Annotated in this window: 17 protein-coding genes; 4 read left to right on the plus strand and 13 right to left on the minus strand. The window is 38.1% G+C overall.

All coding sequences use genetic code 11. The features are described from left to right. Positions 1 to 60: 60 nt before the first annotated feature. The 4 genes from VPAR_RS08705 to VPAR_RS08720 form a co-directional block, all read right to left on the minus strand. The gene (locus VPAR_RS08705; protein ID WP_004694659.1) at positions 61 to 807 is read right to left on the minus strand and encodes a BUD32 family EKC/KEOPS complex subunit; all 747 of its coding nucleotides are present in this window, start codon (positions 805 to 807) and stop codon (positions 61 to 63) included. 472 nt (positions 808 to 1,279) lie between these two features. Next, on the minus strand, positions 1,280 to 2,155 hold the full coding sequence (locus VPAR_RS08710) for a CoB--CoM heterodisulfide reductase iron-sulfur subunit B family protein (RefSeq protein WP_004698224.1): 876 nt from the start codon (positions 2,153 to 2,155) through the stop codon (positions 1,280 to 1,282). Next, positions 2,155 to 3,117: a succinate dehydrogenase/fumarate reductase iron-sulfur subunit gene (locus VPAR_RS08715; protein ID WP_008714753.1), complete on the minus strand. Its 963-nt coding sequence runs from the start codon at positions 3,115 to 3,117 to the stop codon at positions 2,155 to 2,157. Before VPAR_RS08715 ends, VPAR_RS08710 begins: the two co-directional genes overlap by 1 nt. A 1-nt stretch (position 3,118) precedes the next feature. Continuing rightward, on the minus strand, positions 3,119 to 4,837 hold the full coding sequence (locus VPAR_RS08720; protein ID WP_012864913.1) for an FAD-binding protein: 1,719 nt from the start codon (positions 4,835 to 4,837) through the stop codon (positions 3,119 to 3,121). 887 nt (positions 4,838 to 5,724) lie between these two features. Here VPAR_RS08720 and VPAR_RS08725 point away from each other — a divergent pair. Further along, complete coding sequence (locus VPAR_RS08725; RefSeq protein WP_012864914.1) at positions 5,725 to 6,399, plus strand: response regulator transcription factor; 675 nt, start codon at positions 5,725 to 5,727, stop codon at positions 6,397 to 6,399. Next, on the plus strand, positions 6,377 to 7,792 hold the full coding sequence (locus VPAR_RS08730) for a sensor histidine kinase (protein WP_012864915.1): 1,416 nt from the start codon (positions 6,377 to 6,379) through the stop codon (positions 7,790 to 7,792). Before VPAR_RS08725 ends, VPAR_RS08730 begins: the two co-directional genes overlap by 23 nt. Positions 7,793 to 7,961: 169 nt before the next feature. Here the strand turns inward: VPAR_RS08730 and VPAR_RS08735 are convergent, their stop codons facing one another. The 4 genes from VPAR_RS08735 to VPAR_RS08750 form a co-directional block, all read right to left on the minus strand. After that, complete coding sequence (locus VPAR_RS08735) at positions 7,962 to 9,275, minus strand: DUF445 domain-containing protein (RefSeq protein ID WP_012864916.1); 1,314 nt, start codon at positions 9,273 to 9,275, stop codon at positions 7,962 to 7,964. Continuing rightward, positions 9,272 to 10,507, minus strand: coding sequence for a DUF445 family protein (locus VPAR_RS08740; RefSeq protein ID WP_012864917.1), 1,236 nt, complete (start codon positions 10,505 to 10,507; stop codon positions 9,272 to 9,274). Before VPAR_RS08740 ends, VPAR_RS08735 begins: the two co-directional genes overlap by 4 nt. A gap of 96 nt (positions 10,508 to 10,603) precedes the next feature. Further along, positions 10,604 to 11,305, minus strand: a complete 702-nt coding sequence (locus tag VPAR_RS08745) for an MBL fold metallo-hydrolase (protein WP_012864918.1) — start codon at positions 11,303 to 11,305, stop codon at positions 10,604 to 10,606. 255 nt (positions 11,306 to 11,560) lie between these two features. Continuing rightward, the gene (locus VPAR_RS08750) at positions 11,561 to 11,917 is read right to left on the minus strand and encodes a winged helix-turn-helix transcriptional regulator (protein WP_008714741.1); all 357 of its coding nucleotides are present in this window, start codon (positions 11,915 to 11,917) and stop codon (positions 11,561 to 11,563) included. A 444-nt stretch (positions 11,918 to 12,361) separates the two neighbouring features. On the opposite strand from VPAR_RS08750, the gene ygiD reads away from it, so the two are divergent. After that, positions 12,362 to 13,156, plus strand: coding sequence for a 4,5-DOPA-extradiol-dioxygenase (gene ygiD, locus VPAR_RS08755; protein WP_012864919.1), 795 nt, complete (start codon positions 12,362 to 12,364; stop codon positions 13,154 to 13,156). Between the two features lie 165 nt (positions 13,157 to 13,321). Here ygiD and VPAR_RS08760 read toward each other — a convergent pair whose 3' ends face one another. The 4 genes from VPAR_RS08760 to pta all read right to left on the minus strand — a co-directional run bounded on the left by VPAR_RS08760 (position 13,322) and on the right by pta (position 16,883). Further along, positions 13,322 to 13,864, minus strand: coding sequence for a glutathione peroxidase (locus VPAR_RS08760; protein ID WP_004694635.1), 543 nt, complete (start codon positions 13,862 to 13,864; stop codon positions 13,322 to 13,324). A gap of 18 nt (positions 13,865 to 13,882) precedes the next feature. Next, positions 13,883 to 14,686, minus strand: coding sequence for a hypothetical protein (locus tag VPAR_RS08765; protein WP_012864920.1), 804 nt, complete (start codon positions 14,684 to 14,686; stop codon positions 13,883 to 13,885). 275 nt (positions 14,687 to 14,961) lie between these two features. Beyond that, a complete protein-coding gene (locus tag VPAR_RS08770; RefSeq protein WP_012864921.1) occupies positions 14,962 to 15,621 on the minus strand; it encodes a DUF542 domain-containing protein in 660 nt (219 codons plus the stop codon). Positions 15,622 to 15,884: 263 nt separating this feature from the next. Further along, positions 15,885 to 16,883: a phosphate acetyltransferase gene (gene pta, locus VPAR_RS08775; protein WP_012864922.1), complete on the minus strand. Its 999-nt coding sequence runs from the start codon at positions 16,881 to 16,883 to the stop codon at positions 15,885 to 15,887. Between the two features lie 388 nt (positions 16,884 to 17,271). Here pta and VPAR_RS08780 point away from each other — a divergent pair, with 388 nt between their 5' ends. Continuing rightward, entirely contained in the window at positions 17,272 to 17,949 is a 678-nt protein-coding gene (locus VPAR_RS08780) for a lactate utilization protein (RefSeq protein WP_008714729.1), read from the plus strand. On the opposite strand, the gene VPAR_RS08785 is transcribed toward VPAR_RS08780, so the two are convergent. Further along, positions 17,927 to 18,202, minus strand: coding sequence for a helix-turn-helix domain-containing protein (locus tag VPAR_RS08785; protein WP_004694625.1), 276 nt, complete (start codon positions 18,200 to 18,202; stop codon positions 17,927 to 17,929). The two genes, VPAR_RS08780 and VPAR_RS08785, sit on opposite strands and share 23 nt — an antisense overlap. Between the last annotated feature and the right edge of the window lie 345 nt (positions 18,203 to 18,547).

The raw sequence follows: 18,547 nt of genomic DNA on the forward strand, positions 1-18,547 counted from the left end.
TAGATAACACCGGTAAAGGTCTATAAAGTGCTCTTACTATGAGTACTATCCATATACATATTATTCGGTTTTCAAAGCCAACATAAAGTCATATGCTTTAACAGCGGCTTCAGTGTCCACAAAATGTAGAGGATTTAACATACGACAGAATTTAAAAAGATATTCATGTTTACCCAGAATGTCTTTTATATGTAGAACTGTCTCACGGGCTGTACAAGCTGAGCTATAGCCATTCATCATAGCATATAGATAACATATAGGTAAATTATCCTCTCGGAAAAAACTGTGAACAAAGATGAGTAAATCCCAGCCTTGCGGTGTAAACTCAGGCCAACGACGGCTATTCTCCCAATCTAGCAGAGTAATCTTATCTTCTTCTGGCTCATAAGTAATGTCGCGCATGGCAGGACGACCATGACTTAAACCATAATCATGCAAGCGACCCAATGTCTTGCCAAACATATAAAAAATATGACTTAACATATCTTGCAAACTATCATCCTCTGGATGTTGAGCAGGCAATTGGCTATAATATGTTAACGTTTTGCCACAATCTTCTGTAACAAAATAATGTTCTCTAAAACCAGCAATAACAGGAGCTACTGGTAATTGCGTATTCACAAAAGAAATCTTGTAAAACTCATAATCAAAAGAAGCTCTAGGTGCGGGCTTAATCCAACTAGAGCGATGGTTACTTATATCCTGTTTTACAAAGTACTGTTTGTTGTTAAAATCCACAGAAAAAACACGATGTTCTGTCTCTTGATCAATCATTCGATCGATATATTCTAATAGCATATCATTCATTATTTTCCCCCGTATATACACTCTATAATGCTAATCGCCCTCTCAAAGCATAATAACTAGCATTTCCAATATAATATCTCCCAAATTTATATTGTATAGTCTAGTATATATAGCATTATAATAATTTATAAATTACAACATATTAGCTATTACTCATATAAGTGTATACAATTTGTGTACTTATTATACTACAATTATCAATCGATATCAAAATCAAATTTATTTATAAAGTTAGTATTTTACTGTATTTATTTTACATTTATCGGTTTATATATATTTCACGATTAATATTTCAGTACACTTAAATCCAAATCTATTACTATTACTATTACCATTAACATTACTGGAGCTCTATTTATAAAAAAGAAAAATCCCCTAGCCTAAGCTAGGGGGTTCTTCTGGTAATTATGATAATAGGTTTAGATTCAGACTATTATATAGATCAACTCTGATCATGCCTAAATCAAACGAATTAACCTACAAATTTTGTCACTGCCGCAGTATCAGTTAAGTGACGTTTAGGCATACCCATTTCAGCAGGAGAAATGCCAAGAGCAAGACCTACTAATTGGGACATATGCAAGATTGGCATATCTTTGCCACCGCCTACAACTTCTTTAGCTTCTTTTTGGAACATATCAAGTTGCATTTGGCAAAGTGGGCAAGGAGTTACTACGCAATCTGCGCCTTCTGTAGCTGCATCTTTGTTGATGGAACCAGTCATTTGCATTACGGAATCATGTGCAGGGTATACAGCATGGAAACCGCAGCAATCAAGTTTACGGGAGAAGTCAATTGGTGTAGCACCGATAGCAGAGATCAAATCTGCTAAAGATGTAGGCATTTGATAATCTTCGAAGCCCAGTTCAGTTTGAGGACGAAGAATATGGCAACCATAGTATTCAGCTACACGTAAACCAGTTAAAGGTTTAACAACTTTAGCTTTCAATTTGTCCAAACCGTAGTCGCGGATCAATACCCATAAGAAATGAGTAATATCAGTTGTTCCGCGGTATTGTTTACCAATTTGAGCTAATTTTTTGTTAACTTCGTTCTTTTCTTTTTCGTTTGCATCAAGCTCGTTTTTAGCTTCACGAAGCATCAAAGTACAAGTATTACATACAGTTAGAAGGTTTAAACCTTTTTCTTCTGCTAATGCAATGTTACGTGCGTTTGTAGCAAGTGTAACTTCTGGAGCGATATCTTGAACGTGGGAAGCGCCGCAGCAAGTCCAGCCGTCAAGTTCTTCCAACTCAATACCTAATTTTTTAGCTACAGCAACTGTTGCTAAGTAATCTTCTTTGGCAGCGCTTTCAAGAACGCAACCTGGGAAAAATGCGTATTTCATTATTTGCTTACCTCCTCAGCTGCTTTCATAAGTCTGCGAACACCATCAATACCGTTTACAGGTTTTTGAGGTACTACAAGTTCAAATGGGTTGATTTTGCTGTGTTTCCACAAACGCAATGCATAGAATGCTTGTTTAGCGGAATCTACAACACCATCAGATTTCAAGCTCATAGAAACTTCTTTCAAGCGACCAGTTTTGTAAAGGTCCTCTTTGAAAGCAACTGCATGGCGAACGCCTTTGCTGTTAGTAAGACCAGCTTTTGTAGCTTCTTTACGCAAGTTGGAAATGTCTTGAGCAGGTTTTAAGTGTTTAGGGCAACGGGAGATACAGTTCATGCAGTGAACGCATTTCCAAAGACCGTTGTCGAATGCAGGTTGAATGTGAGCCATAGGTGCATCATCACGGCTATCCAATACGAAACGGTTAGCTTTTGTGAATACATATGGTTCTAAGAAGTCGTCTTCGCGAGCAGTCAATTTGTTACATTCAGACGCACAGCAACCGCAAAGGATACATTCTGTACCAGCAACGAATTTTTTGAAGTCAGCTGGAGTTTGGCGAACGATTTTGTCCCCTTCGTTGAATTCAGCTTTAAGGAAAATCCAAGGAGCAACTGTTTTCAAACGATCAACTTTGGATTCCCAATCAACAACTAAGTCACGGATAACACGGAAGTTGCCGATTGGAGCGATTGTCAATTCGTCTGTGCCATAACGTTCTGTTAATTCATCGATTTTAGATTCACAGCCGAGCATCGCTTCGCCATTTACACGAATGGAGCAAGCGCCGCAAACTGCGGAACGACAAGCTGCCAAGAATGTCAATGTTGGATCTTGAGTATCTTTAATTTTTTGAAGGCCCCAGAGGATTGTACGGTCAGGTTCGTAATCGAATTTGAAAGTCTGTACAAACGCGCGACCTTGTTGGTAACGGTGAATATGGTAGGTGATTTGTCTCATCTTAGTACTTCCTTTCTTGTGGTTCGTATTTAGTGAACACTACGTCGCGTTCTGTTAATTCGTATTGACCGTCAGCACCTAATTTGATCAAAGAATGTTTTAAGTATCTTTCATCATTACGTTTAGGATGGTCTTCACGAATATGAGCACCACGAGATTCACGGCGGTGTAAAGCGCCCATAGCAATAGCTTTTGCTACTGTTAACATGGAGCCAATTTCACAATAGTTTACGAATGCCATGTTGTAAGTACGTTCAGGGTCACCTACATAGCAAGTTTTATAATCTTCAATCAATTGTTCGATTTCTTTTAAGGCTTCAGTAATACCTTCTTCATTACGGAAGATACCTACTTTGTTCCACATTGCATCAGCCAATGCATCGCGGATTTCTACAACCGGACGACCGCCTTCACGGGATGTCACTTCTGTGAAACGAGCTTCCCAAGCTTTTGCAGCTGCAGCAAGTTCCGCATCTACGTTAGGTTGTTCATGTGTTTCAGCATAATCAGCTGCGCCAGCACCGGATACTTTACCGAATACTACGCCGTCTGCCAAGGAGTTACCACCCAAGCGGTTCGCACCGTGGATGGAGATACAAGATGCTTCGCCAGAAGCGAACAAACCAGGCACTTCACATGCACAAGTTTTGTAGTCAACTACGTCGATACCACCCATTGTATAGTGACATGTTGGACGAATAGGTACCGGTTGAGTCAATGGATCGCAATGTTCGAAAGTCATAGCCAAGTCACGGATACCATGAAGTTTTTCAATAATAACTTCAGGACCTAAGTGACGAAGGTCAGCTACTACGTATGCGTTAAGACCAGAACCGAAACCACGACCTGCAGCGATTTCATCTTCGATGGCTTTCGCTACAACGTCACGGGATGCCAATTCCATTTTATTAGGCGCATATTTTTTCATGAAACGTTCGCCTTCAGCATTAAGAAGGTAACCACCTTCACCACGAACCGCTTCGGACATCAAGATACCAGTACGACCAAGACCTGTTGGATGGAATTGGATCATTTCCATATCTTTTAAGCCATTACCAGCGCGGAATGCTGCTGCCATGCCATCACCTGTGGAAAGGAATGGGTTTGTAGTACGAGTCCAGAAAATACGACCTGCACCACCAGTAGACAAGATAATTGCTTTTGCTTTAATTTGCTCTACTTTACCTTCTTTCATGTTCCACACAACTGCGCCACCAACGTGACCATTTGCGTCTTTAACAAGATCTAAAAGGTACCATTCTTGTAAGAAGTGTACGCCTTCTTTCAAGCATTGTTCGTAAGTTGTGTGCAAAATAACATGACCAGTTTTATCTGCAGAGTAGCAAGTACGTGGATAGGATTGACCACCGAAGTTACGTTGCGCAATTTTATTCTCTTCAGTACGGGAGAATGGAGCACCCATGTGGTCCATTTCAAGTACGCCTTCTGGGCAACGAGAGCAGAAGAATTCGATTGCATCTTGGTCGCCAAGATAGTCAGAGCCTTTTACAGTATCAAAAGTATGAGTTTCAACTGTATCTTCAGCTGCAACGTTGTTCAAACATGCATTTACACCGCCTTGCGCCATTGCTGTTGCAGAGCGAGTTGGGAAAATTTTAGTAATAAGAGCTACTTTTAAGCCTTTGCGACGACCTACTTCAAGAGCCGCGCGTTGACCAGCGCCACCGCTACCTACTACTAGAACATCAAACTGTTCCATAATGACCTCCTCATAACTACCTATTAATAAGAAACCTGTTAGACTATCTCATTTCAAAAACTTATAAAAATTTTTGATAACCTAATCATTTTTCTTTCAAGAAAAACCCCATACTTATGCGATTTTTCTTATTCCTTTACCTATAATTATAGAGAGCATTTCAGGTCATGTCTAAACCCTATTATGCATAATTAATTTTGATTAATCTAATTGATAATTTATTTCACTTAGTGTTTTTAAGGTAAAAAGAGGAGTCAAAAAAATACCTATATGAATAATTTTTACAAGAAGTTAAGGATTTTACGAAAGTAATTCGGTTCCGAAATTTTTCTACTTTTTTATTTCCTTTGGTAGCTATATAATCCGCATAAACACTAGATTTTTAATCATTGCCAACCGTTTATAATAATTAATATCCATTAAATTCCTACCAAATTCACCTCGAATTTAATTATCGAAAATTATCGTTTTTCTCCGCTCATAACAAGTATTTATTCCTGTGATAATAATTATCATAAGTTTTTTTAGTGATTTATCGCACATCATCTAAAATCGATAAAATCATCCTCATCTATGCGCATACGGCAATCTTCGATATAGTTAGATTTTATTCATTAGCAGAATTCATTAAGTTTCTGTCTTCCACCATTTTTAAGGCTTTTAAAGATGAAGAAAAGTCTTGTAAACTCGCATGTACATTCATCTTTTGCTCATTACTATTGTATAAGGTATGATAATAGATAAATAAGTTATATAATATTATATATATAGTCACCTTATATGGTGTTGTAGCTTTCAAAAAAAGGAAGTTTATATATATATATAATGACTATAATTAATGTAGTTGGAGAGCTATATTTTTAAATCATACATAAGGAGAACAGAGAATGAAAATTTTACTTGTAGAAGACGAAGAAATGCTGAATGGTATCACGGCTAAATATTTACGTGCAGAGAATATGACAGTTGATACATGCTTCAACGGGCAACAAGCGATCGATTACGTTAACACATCCAGCTATGACGTTATTGTAATGGATATTATGATGCCAATCCTCGATGGTATCAGTGCTCTTGCACAAATGCGTAACGACGGTAATACAACGCCGGTATTGCTTTTAACAGCAAAAGATTCCTTACAAGATAAAGTTACAAGCCTTAACACTGGCGCGGATGATTACCTTGTAAAACCTTTCGATCTTGAAGAGTTAACTGCTCGCATTTATGCATTGGCTCGTCGTAATGCGCGTCATGCACAAAACGATATCCATGTAGGTCCACTTACCATCAATGTTCCTCAACGTACAGTTAAACGCGACGGCGAAACAATTACATTGACTGCAAAAGAATTTGACCTATTATTCTATTTAGCAAGTAACGAAAATATCGTATTATCTCGTCAACAAATCCTTGACCATGTTTGGGAATACGATTATGAAAGCTACTCTAACCTTATCGACGTATACATTAAAAATTTGCGTAAGAAAATTGATACTGATGAAAATGTAAAACTCATTCAAACGGTTCGTGGAGTAGGGTATGTCCTCAAAACAGAAAACTAATGATCCTCACCGAGATCTAGATACCATGTCTGGGGCAGCCACCGATTTATTTAATCGGCTGCCCCTAACCTTTAAAATTATGTCGTGGTATACCATCTTTTTGCTTATCATTTTGATGGTTGCATCCGCATGGATTTACGCATATACACATGAATCCGATAACAAAGAAGTGCGCGAGCGCTTACAGCAGCAAGCGATGATTATGGCTACGGATATCCGCAAATTTAAACCGTACCAAGATAATACCTTCTTCTTTGTATCAACTCAAGACGGTTATATTATTAAAGGGGCCTTGCCAGATGGATTCCCAAACCAAACAATTCTTTCCTTAGGCCAAGTTGGTGAAATTGCTGCAGGTGATGATACCTTCTACTACTACGATACGCCGGTCAATGAACCAAACTATCGTGGTATTTTGCGTGCTGTTACAAAAGTAAAAACAGCCTCTAAAAAGACGGAAAACCTTTTATACAGCCTATTATTAGGAAATATCATTTTCTTACTAATTTCCTCCCTAGGTGGTTATCTTTTTATCAAAAAAGGACTTAAGCCCGTCCGAACTTTGACGAAAACAGCTAAAGTCATCGGTAAAAACAACGACTTGAGCCGTCGTATCGACATTCCTGCTCGCACGGCAAGAGATGAAATCTACGAACTGACCACAACGTTTAACCGTATGATTTCAGGTCTTGAGGATTCTTCCAATCGTGAAAGACAGTTTAGTTCTGACGTATCTCATGAATTGAGAACACCAATTGCTGTTATTAAAGCAGAAAGTGAATTTGCTTTAAAATACGGTCGTACGGAAGCAGATTTACGGGAAGGTTTAGCACATATCTTAGAGCAAGCCAAGTTCATGACTAATCTTGTAAGCCAACTGCTTGATGTAGCCCGCCTTGAAAATGCACAAGGTCTAAGCTTTGCACCTGTCAATGTATCATTGATGTTATCCAATATGGTGCACGACTATACAAGACTTTGTACAGAAAATACAGATAAACAGATTACGATTACATCTCACATTGAGCCTAATTTACATATGAATGCTCACGAAGTATCATTACGTCGAGCTATCACAAACCTAGTGGACAATGCCATTAAGTTTACAAACTCTACTATTGATATTTCGGCTAAACTCGTAGGCAGAGACTTAGTCATTACCGTAACAGATAATGGTATTGGCATCGAACCTGAAGCCCTGGATCATATTTGGGATCGTATGTATCAGACGGAACAATCGCGAAACAAAAAATCTAATCACGGTATAGGTCTAGGTCTATACTTTGTAAATAAAGTTATTAACTTACACCATGGCACAGTAACAGCCACGAGTGAACCACAAGTAAAGACTACATTTACAGTACGATTGCCGTACAACACAACGGAAGAATAACAGAAAAGGGACTGACCAATGGTCAGTCCCTTTTCTATATCAATTTTAATCCCAAAAGTCCATAATGTAGAAATTAATTAAACCATAAAAAACTAGCATATAGAAGCTCCTTCTATATGCTAGTTTTTATGTATTTAGTTTTAAAGCAACTTATTATAGATAATTAACTTTAGCCTACAAATTGTTGCCAAAACGGCATATATACATATTCTAAGAAGGTCCATACAAGCAGACCCGCTACAGCACCAACGATAGCGCCATTAATACGAATCCAGCTGAGATCATCCTCCACCTTAGATTCAATAAAGTAAATAAATTTATCTGTACTGAGGCCACCTAATACTTGACGTATGATAGTTTCAATGAGGTCATACCCTTGTTCAAGTACGTAGTCGCCAATATCGTGTAAGGTTTTTTCAATACGATTTCTAAGATCTTCTGATTGACCGTATACATTCCATAATTCAAGAGCAATATTAACTAAAACCTGAGCCGGCGTCTCTCCATTTTCATCCCCTACGAGCAATAGTTCTTCTATATAAGGGCATAAATGGTTTTCGATAACAGATTCCCAATCTTGTTCGCGAATCCAACGTTCCCACGCTTCATCAAGAGCATCGCAGACTTCATGGTTCTCTTCAATATTACGAATTGGTTCTACCCATTGTCGCAACCAAGCTGTTCGTTCAGGGCTATTTGGTCGTTTCCAGCTTTCCAGCATAGCATAGGCCTCTTGGACAATAGCCTCTGCCATTTCTTGATAGTTTACTACATCGGTAGCTTCGGACATAGAAATAAGGAAATCAGACCAGAAGCCTTTTCGCTTTTTCTTATGTGCCTCTTCTGCTACGACAGCGGTAAGCCAGGTAACCATAGCTGGATGATTAATCCGTTCTTGAATCACGTTTAAAACTTGCACAACCATACTTTCATAGCGATTATGCTCACATAAATCGAGTAATACGTGTTTCAAAACAGGCACGAGAGAATGTTGTTGAAGCAACCCGCGAATGCGTTTTGCCCCCCATTGTGCCCATTCTTCATTAGTTTGAGATTTCCATAAAAGGTGTAGTCCTTGATGAATCACAAGGCGCGCTGCTCTCTGCCCCTCAGGAGACAACAAGAACTTTTCAAACAATGGCACAAATTGCACATTTTTCAATAATACCTTACAACGCTCCTTGGTAAGCATCTTCGTCTCTACAAGTTTAATGACACCATTAATGAGGCGATCTTTATTGCGAGGAATTAGCGCTGTATGATATGGGAAGCCTAGTGGCTTGCGAAATAAAGCCGTTACAGCAAACCAGTCAGCCACACTGCCGATGAGGGCAGATTGAACAGCCCAGTACAACGGTTGATACCAACTTTCATAGCCAAAGAAAAATTGTCCTACAAAAGCAAAACAATACAATACAGCAGTCAAGCCTAGAATGCCATTAGCACGCTGTTTCAAGGTAAGGGATTTCAAATAACTAATCATTTGAGCACCCCCTCTACAATGATGGTCAAACCGTATAAGATGCCGCCAAGAACAGCGCCTATAAGGGAACCATTAATACGCACCATTTGAAGGTCATAGTACATTTTACCACGAACAATTTGAGTGATTTCATCAGGCGAGTAACGAGATAATTCCTGACCTACCACACTGTCGATGAGCGGATTCAATTTCTGCAACCACGGAATACTACGCAACAAGAAGAACCGTTCAAACGGCGCCTGCTTATCTGGATTCAACAAAATTTCGGTGCCGAGCACATTAAAGCGATCGATAACGATGTCCATGAGGCGTTTCCAGTCCAATGTATCCCCATCGATAAGTTTGCCTTCCCATTCTTCAAGAACCATTCTAATCCACTGATTTTTATGTTCTTCGATGAAAGCTTGCCATTCTGTATTGGTTTCTAGGTTATTGAAGAATCGAATTGCTTGGCCCCATACATAGCGTCCCAATGCAGAATCGATAGATTCATTTTCCTTCAAGAACTGAACGGCTTTTTTCTGTACCGTCTCTACCAATCGTTCTGGTGAAAGTCCATCTCCACCAAAGGCGATAGCCAATTCACGAAAGAAAGAATCCTTTGTATAAGTTTTCATAATGTCTAGCATGACGCGATACAAATACGGGTATACCTGATTTGATGCGATAACACGCTGACATGTGCGGTTAAAATAAAGCCAAAACACGCTTGCTGTGTGACGTTCTAGCATACAACGACCAAAGAGAATAACAAGGGGTGTTGCTTTCCAGTTTGTAACCCCCTTATAAATGGCCTTATTAATCTCTTGGCGCATCGGTTCAATATCCATATGAGATAAAACTTGATTGCCCACACCGTACAAGAGATTTCGAATTTGAACTTGTCCCACATCGCTCATGCCGTATTCAACGATACGGACCATAACGCGTTCTTTTTTGATAGCATAATACATCTGTGGCACGCGCAATAGCTCTTCGCTGAGCATAGTGCGGCCTATCTGAATTAATCGTTCCTTACTGCGCGGCAAGATTGCCGTTTTGAAAGGAATGCCTAAAGGCTTCGTAAAGAGAGCCGTTACTGCATACCAATCCGCGAGGCCACCTATCATAGCTGCTCCAGAGATATGCATGATAAAGGCCCAAAATGTATCATGTCGTTGCGGATATGAAATTAAAAATATAATAGCCATGACAACCAATAGGGTGGTTGCCACTGGTTTGGTTTTCATCATCACTTGATCCTAACTTACTCAATTACGCATATAGACTATCCCTATATAACGTAGTGACCTCGAGACCTACGGACTTTCACAAATTATATCTACAATCTAAAAAGTAGCCTCATCGCCATCTTTTTGAGGTTCCCAAATCGGCACCTCCCCAAAGAGAGCTTTAAAGTATACAGACGGTACCCATAATGGACCATTTAAATGCATTGGAATAAAGGCTTTATTCACCTGTACACGGCGCAAAAATTCAATACTACCCCACTCCATAGCGTCTTCGAGACGATTGTCTACTGGGAACATCGCTACATCTACGGATAAGCCGTCTAATTCCTTGAACTCACGCCAAGCCATACGCTTTGCATCCGCATTGTTTTCTGGCGTATCGCCAAGCCAATGCCACCAATTAAGGTCGCCTGCATGGAAGATAGAGTCAGAGTCGATATTCGCCGTATTTGTCTTTACGTAAAAAGAACCGCCTTCATCGGTGCTGCCATACATATGGATGCCTACATCATCTAATATCGCATCTTGGCCAGGACGCATGGTAATACATTTTTTTACCTTGCCTTCTAATGGCACATCTTGATGGCAAATATAGCGCGTTTGAGGACCATCAAATTCCGTAATGGACGGATTAAAGTGATCTCCATGAGTGTGGCTCACGAAGAACCAAAGTTCACGACCTCGTTTTGCCAATTGCCAAACAATATTATTAGGATCCTTATAATAATCAAACACATAGCAACGCTTACCATCCTCTACAAGGAATCCGCTATGCGCCAAAAAAGTAACATGTAACATTATTATCAATACCTCTAGTTTATTGAGAATTTATATCATTCGTATTTTTTATTATACCATATTTTTCTTAATACATGGCATAAACAAAAGACCTTTCATACTTCGTACAAAGAGCTCTATATAACACATGTAACGAATTATGGATACCTATATAAGATTATCATGATATATATAAAGGACTTTTAACTCCTTCTTAAATCTATATAGTGCCACATATGTTTAATCGTAATAGGGCAGAAATGCCGCTGGCATTTCTTACATGCGGCCAGCGGCTTTCATATAGTCAATATATTGGTTGCCCCAATTTTCAAGGGATGCGAGAACTGTTTTAAAACCGGCCCCCACTTCGGTAAGACTATATTCAACCTTAGGTGGAATTGTACCATATACTTCACGATGTACAAGGCCATCATCCTCCATTTGACGCAACGCTCTTGTAAGAGTTGCTTGCGTGATTGGATATAATCTTCGCTCTAGTTCACGGAACCGCACAGGACCTTCAGATAATTCATGCATGATCAACAAAGACCATTTGCCGGCTAATAACTTTTGACTCGTTGCAAAAGGACAGCGGCCCACTAAATCATGAACATTTACGAGTTGCTCTGCCATTGTAATTCTCCTTCTCTATATAGCTTAAGTAGCTAGTTATAACAAGGCTAAACCTCTATTGCTAAGCTCAACTATGTATAGCTATACTACTATTTCCATTTCAAGATTAGAAATATGTCTTTCTAATGTAGTTCAAATCATATCACAAATTTATCATATTGCAAGCATTTTACAGTATCTTTTTTTAGGGTACAAATTATTTTGAAAAAAATTTTAATCAGTATTTATAATAATTCTATCACTTTTGATAGTACCTATCTAAAATAATTCTACTATTCAAAATATTTGCACCAATATATAATAAACTCACTAACTAAATACAATTATCGGTTGGTAAATCAATAACTATTAGATTTAGTCATCAACATTTATAGCTAAACAATTGTATCAATTTTACAGCATTAAACAGATTACACATTATCAATTGAAGGATTAGGTGATATTATGAAACGCATGCCAACATTATTCGTAGGCCATGGCAGTCCCATGATGGCCTTAGAACATACAGAAACAACAACTACTTTCAAAAGTGTAGGACAAAATATAATCAACAACTATGGCAAACCAAAAGCCATACTTGCTATCTCCGCCCATTGGTATGCAGATGGCACCTACATTCAAAGCGCAGAGAATCCAAAACAAATTTACGATATGTATGGATTCCCTCAAGAACTCTACGAAGTTGTCTATCCTGCCAAAGGAGACAGCAATTTAACGAAAGAAGTACAAAAATTACTAGGTAACTCCGTTTCTATAAATGACACTTGGGGCATCGATCACGGCATGTGGACCGTGTTAGTTCACATGTTCCCTGATGCATCAATTCCAGTTGTCCAACTATCTATCAACAAATACCTGAGCCCAAAAGAAGCCTATCAATTAGGCACAAAGCTTCAGTCATTACGCGATGAAGGCTATCTTATCATGGGTAGCGGTAATATCGTTCATAATCTAAGACGCATAGAATGGGATAATCCATCCGGCACCTCCGCCACAATTGAGTTTGACCAATACATTTCTAAGGCAGTCTTAGAAAACGATATAAATGCTATTGTTAATTACACTCGACATCCTCAGGCTAGCTATGCAGCACCTACACCAGATCACTATCTGCCATTAATTTATATTATGGGCGCTAGTGAAAGTACAAAACCGACTGTATTTAATCAAACTTATAGTTTAGGCTCCCTATCGATGACGGGATTTATCTTTGAGGATGAGCCTCAAAACATACTTTAAGCCCATAAAGATACCAAAAAATCTCCTAGGAAATTTTTATTTCCTATTCACATAATAACCTTACATTACTATATATAAACAAATATAAATATATATTTATATACGCAAAAGAACCGCTAGGCACAAAAACTAGCGGTTCTTTTCTTTACCATACTAATAACTCTACTAAATAAGTTTTTTAATGAAAGCTTCCATTTCCATCGGTTTAACAACAGGCTCGAAGCGCCCTACCACATTACCTTTACGATCTATAACAAACTTAGTAAAATTCCACTTTACCTCATCGTCCTTTAAATAATTAGGATCGATACCATTGAGATAATCTGTAAGCATTTCAGTTTTATCACTAGGTGGGAAGCCTTGGAACGGTTGTTCTCGTATCATGTATTTAAAAAGGTCTAATGCACTTTCATCGCGTACATCTGCTTTCCCCATAACTGTAAAAGTGACACCGTAATTCAATTTGCAGAAGGATTGGATTTCGTTATTAGAACCAGGTTCTTCCTCTCCAAATTGATTGGAAGGAACAGCAATAATTTCTAATCCTTGCTCTTTATATTGCTTATAAAGAGCTTCTAGCCCCTCATATTGGTGAGTAAACCCACATTTACTCGCCGTATTAACAATGATAAGAACTTTACCTTCATAAGTTTGTAAGGATTGTAATTCCCCAGACTTAGTAGGCAGGGAAAATTGATATACAGACATGGAATCTCCTAATTTAAATTAAAAATCTCTATTATATTTATAACGCACATCATAATCAAAGGCAGCTGTTCTATCAGCCGCAGTTTTCTGCCATTCTGTAGGTGCCGTACCATCCTTATCAAGGAAGAATCCAGAATCAAGATAGCGAATAATAATATAGTTAGAGTCCTTTTGATCAAAACCATTACCGCGGGAGAAATCGATACCATGACCAGTATTGCGTGTTACAATAGCTTCCAACAAAGGCAACGTAATGGCATTCAACGTAATTTTCATATCACATTTGTCAAAAATCTTTTTAAAGAAAGAACTAGGTTTTTCTTCTTTATATACTAATAGTTTACTAATTGTACCATTAGATGCACACACTACGCGACGAATTTCATTAATAGGAACATCTACCTTACCATTCGAAATAACACCATTTTTAATGGTGATTTCTCGTTTACCCATGTAGGAGTAATCTAGTGGCAATTGAAGAGTGTCTAAATTTGCAGGAAAGTCCGCTGTCAATTTATGGCGAGCAAAAGCAGCAATGATTGCTTTGGTTTCACGAATATTATGACCAGCATTAGATTCTGTACGGTCAGTATCTAAATCTTGACCTTCTATATTTTTCCAATTATGGTCTCTAAATATAATCGAATAGTTACTATTTGAATTTAAATATCTTGTAAGATGAAGCTCATTTACATCATCAAAATCAATGTCAGTTATCACCTGACCATTTGCATCTTTGCAGAGTACACCATTGTAACTAACCGTCAATATACGATCCGTACTTTCAAAAACAACAGGATTTGTGTCGAATACAGAAATCATAGCCCTCTCCTTTTCACGACTTCAAACATAACTACACCTGTATATATCAAGTGCATTTACTCAATATATTGATTAAATATATTAATCAAATATATTTAATTTAATCATACACCTTCTATATGTATTTACGCAAACCGCATATTTCACCATAATATAGCTACAAACTCATAATTTTTAAGAAAACAAAAGACACCAACCTTTCGATTGGTGTCTTTACTACATACAAGGAGCCCTTTTACAATAGCGCCTTGTCGTTATACAGATGATATTATAATCTATTTCATGTCAAACAAAACAGAATTTTCTAAGAAAATATGTTCATGAAGGCCTTCTTCTAAGGCTTTCATGGTTTTAAATACATACACATAAGTAGCACAGCCATCTGCTGGTGCCGTGTACTGATTGGTCAATGCACTTAAGGATTCCAAAAGTACACCTGCAGCTTCGTGTTCAGCCCGAAGTTCATCAAAGTCTACGGGTTTACCCGCTTTAAACTCAGGGAAGTCTACATGTTCTTCATGCCGAAAATGAGGTACAAGAGCAGATTTGAGTTGCAAAAAGATTTGATAAATCTTTGTCAATTCCTCACCATGATGGTCATAATGTACATTTAGCAGTTTTGCCAACCCTTGGTCAATTTCATCAATCATATTTAATTGCTCTCGATGGTAATTATGAACGATGTAATCAATCAATTGGTCTTTAGAATAACTAAGCACCTCTGCACGAGAAGATTTCTGAGCAACTTGTACATCATTTAGCATAGCAATGTATGCATCCACATCTTTACCTTTTTCTGCAATAGCCTCCGCTAAAGGATGTCCACCACCACAGCAAAAATCAATTCCATCTTTTGCTAATACATCCATTAACTCTGGGTTTACTTTAACCGCATCAGCTACGGTCATGGATTTATTAATAGTTCCAAAACTCATAAGATACACCTCCAATGGTTTACTCCGATCTATTTTCTTATAGTTATACTATACGATCAACCATGGATTCTGTCTGTCGCAGTGGCTACGAATTTGAAAGTAACATGACAACAATGGTAATGCTGTAGAAAATAACATAAAGTAATGAATATAAAAATATATGGATATATATTGAACATACAAAAAGCTGGCCCCATAGAGCCAGCTTTCAGCATATCAAAACATATATAACATATGTGTATATATAATTGTGTAGGCAGCTATTAGATACTTTCAACAGCAGCGATAGCGGCAACGTCTACAACATCTTGAGCGGAGCAACCACGGGAAAGGTCATGAACTGGTTTAGCCAAACCTTGAATCAATGGGCCAAGAGCATCAGCGCCGGAGAAGCGTTGTACCAATTTGTAACCGATGTTAGCAGCTTGAAGATCAGGGAAGATCAAGATGTTAGCTTTACCAGCTACGTTGGAGCCAGGAGCTTTCTTTTCTGCTACGGAAGGAACGATGGAAGCGTCCAATTGTAATTCGCCGTCAAATTTGAAATCAACGTTGCGTTCTTTCAAGATATTAACAGCTTCAACCACTTTATCTACTTCAGGAGTGGAAGCAGAACCTTTTGTGGAGAAGGACAACATGGATACGCGAGGATCAGCCATGCCAACAACTTTGCGAGCTTTTTCTACAGTGGATTCTGCAATATCAGCCAATTGTTCGCTAGTTGGGTTAGGCAATACACCGCAATCGGAGAATACAAGCATACCGTCGTCGCCATATTCTTTTTTGCTTGTGAACATGAACATGGAAGAGGATACAGTTTTAAGACCTGGTTTAGTACCTACAACTTGTAATGCAGCGCGCAATACGTTTGCAGTTGGGCAAGCAGAGCCAGCAACCATGCCGTCTACTGCACCAAGGCGAACAAGCATAGCACCGAAGAACAAGCAATCACCTTTCATAGTTGCATCAGCCTTTTCAGGAGTCATACCTTTTTTAGCGCGCAATTCTACGAATGTATCAACCATTTCTTGATAACGATCGTAGTTAGCAGGATCGATGATTTCAGCACCTTCAATGGATACACCAACAGCTTTAGCAGCTTCAGCGATTTCAGCAGGGCTACCAACGAGTACAGGTGTTACGAAACCTTCTTTCAAAATAATTTCAGTTGCTTTCAATACGCGTTCATCTTTGTATTCTGGCAACACGATTTTTTTACCTAATGGTTTTACTTGGTCTTTTAATTTTTGAATTAAATCCACGATTTTTGCCTCCTTAACATTGGCTTTACGCCATATCAATACTATTATTATAGCAAATTCAACCTATTGGTAAAAGTAAAAATTATTTCTTAACATATCATTCCTAGTATTATACTCTTTTTGTGAAAGTTGGAACTCATTCCAACTTTTCTCAATTTTAACTATCAACTTGGATTTCATTCCAACTTTTTATCATTTTTAATGTAAAGTTGGATTAGATTTCTAGTTTTAATTTAAAAATTTAAAACACAACTCCTCAATTAATTTTTATCTACAAACTACATACCAATAATTGAACTCTTTACACATACACGCTACAATAATAGAAATAAAATACGGATAGCAAAATGCCAATTTATATTCCTTATACACCCATTTAGGAGGGCTTATGGCAAATACTGAGACAACAATCAACGCCGTTATAAATCCAGAAATTAACGAAACTCCTATAGACATAGAGAAAACGATTAAAGCCTTGGAGCGAAATAAATTTGTAGTTCATTATTTTGAAACAGGCGCAGAAGCTATTTCCTATTTAAAAGGTCGTATTCAAAATAAACGTGTAGCCATCGGTGATTCTCACACCTTATTGGAGCTCAAGGTTCATGATGTCTTAGCCCAAGTCAACGATGATATAACAGATATTCAACGTCCCCTTCCTGGTGAAAGTTTCCGCGACACCGCATTGCGTACCATGGGGCGTGATGTATTCCTTACCTCTGTAAACGCTCTTGCTCAAACGGGAGAGATGGTTAATATTGATGGTACGGGCAATCGTGTTGCAGCCTCTTTATTCGGCTCTCAAGAGGTATTTTTTGTGCTAGGCATCAACAAAATCACGCCAGATTTAGCTTCCGCCATCTATCGCGCACGCAATGTAGCCGCTCCGCTCAACAGTAAAAAGAATAAAAAGAGCTCTCTCAATCCATGTGCTACATTAGAAGAAAAATGCTACGATTGTGGTTCTCCCGACCGTATATGCAATGCATTAACGATTTACTATAAAAAGATGCGCAATATGCAAACCATGGAAGTCATCATCATTAATGAATCTTTAGGCTTCTAATTGTTTGCGGCCCATTCAAAAAATCTTGTATATTCATTTCTCCAAGTCCATACACTACTCTATAAATTGTGGACCACCGAGGATCTACGGCACCACTTTCAAGATCACTAATATAAGATTGGGCTAAACCAGATTTATCTGCCAATTGATATTGAGTCATTCCCAATTGTCTGCGCCAAAGTAAAATCAATACACCAAGCTTGTGAACTTCTTGTCGAACTTGTAGATCTTGACAACATACGATAGGATTCATGCCAACCTCTATCTACTTTCTCCCTCAACACATATTTATGCCTTTACTATAAATCTGGGCTCAATCATTTCCTAGTAGTGGTTGAAAAGCGATAACACAAAAGCCTTAACAAAAACTAATGTGTAAATCATTTTAGTTAAGGCTTTTGTACTATGCAGATTTCATTGCGTAGGATTTCATCATTTCGTGGAATTTTAGTATATATAAAAGTTATTATCATTAAAAATACAGATAGCAAATCAAAAATACAGGTATTATCTATATATTGCAATTTTTAAACAGCATTTATACATTATGCATACACTTGATTTATAAAATCACCTAGTTCTATTCATAATACAAGAA

It is taken from the genome of Veillonella parvula DSM 2008, from assembly GCF_000024945.1.
Classification (GTDB): Bacteria; Bacillota; Negativicutes; order Veillonellales; family Veillonellaceae; genus Veillonella; species Veillonella parvula.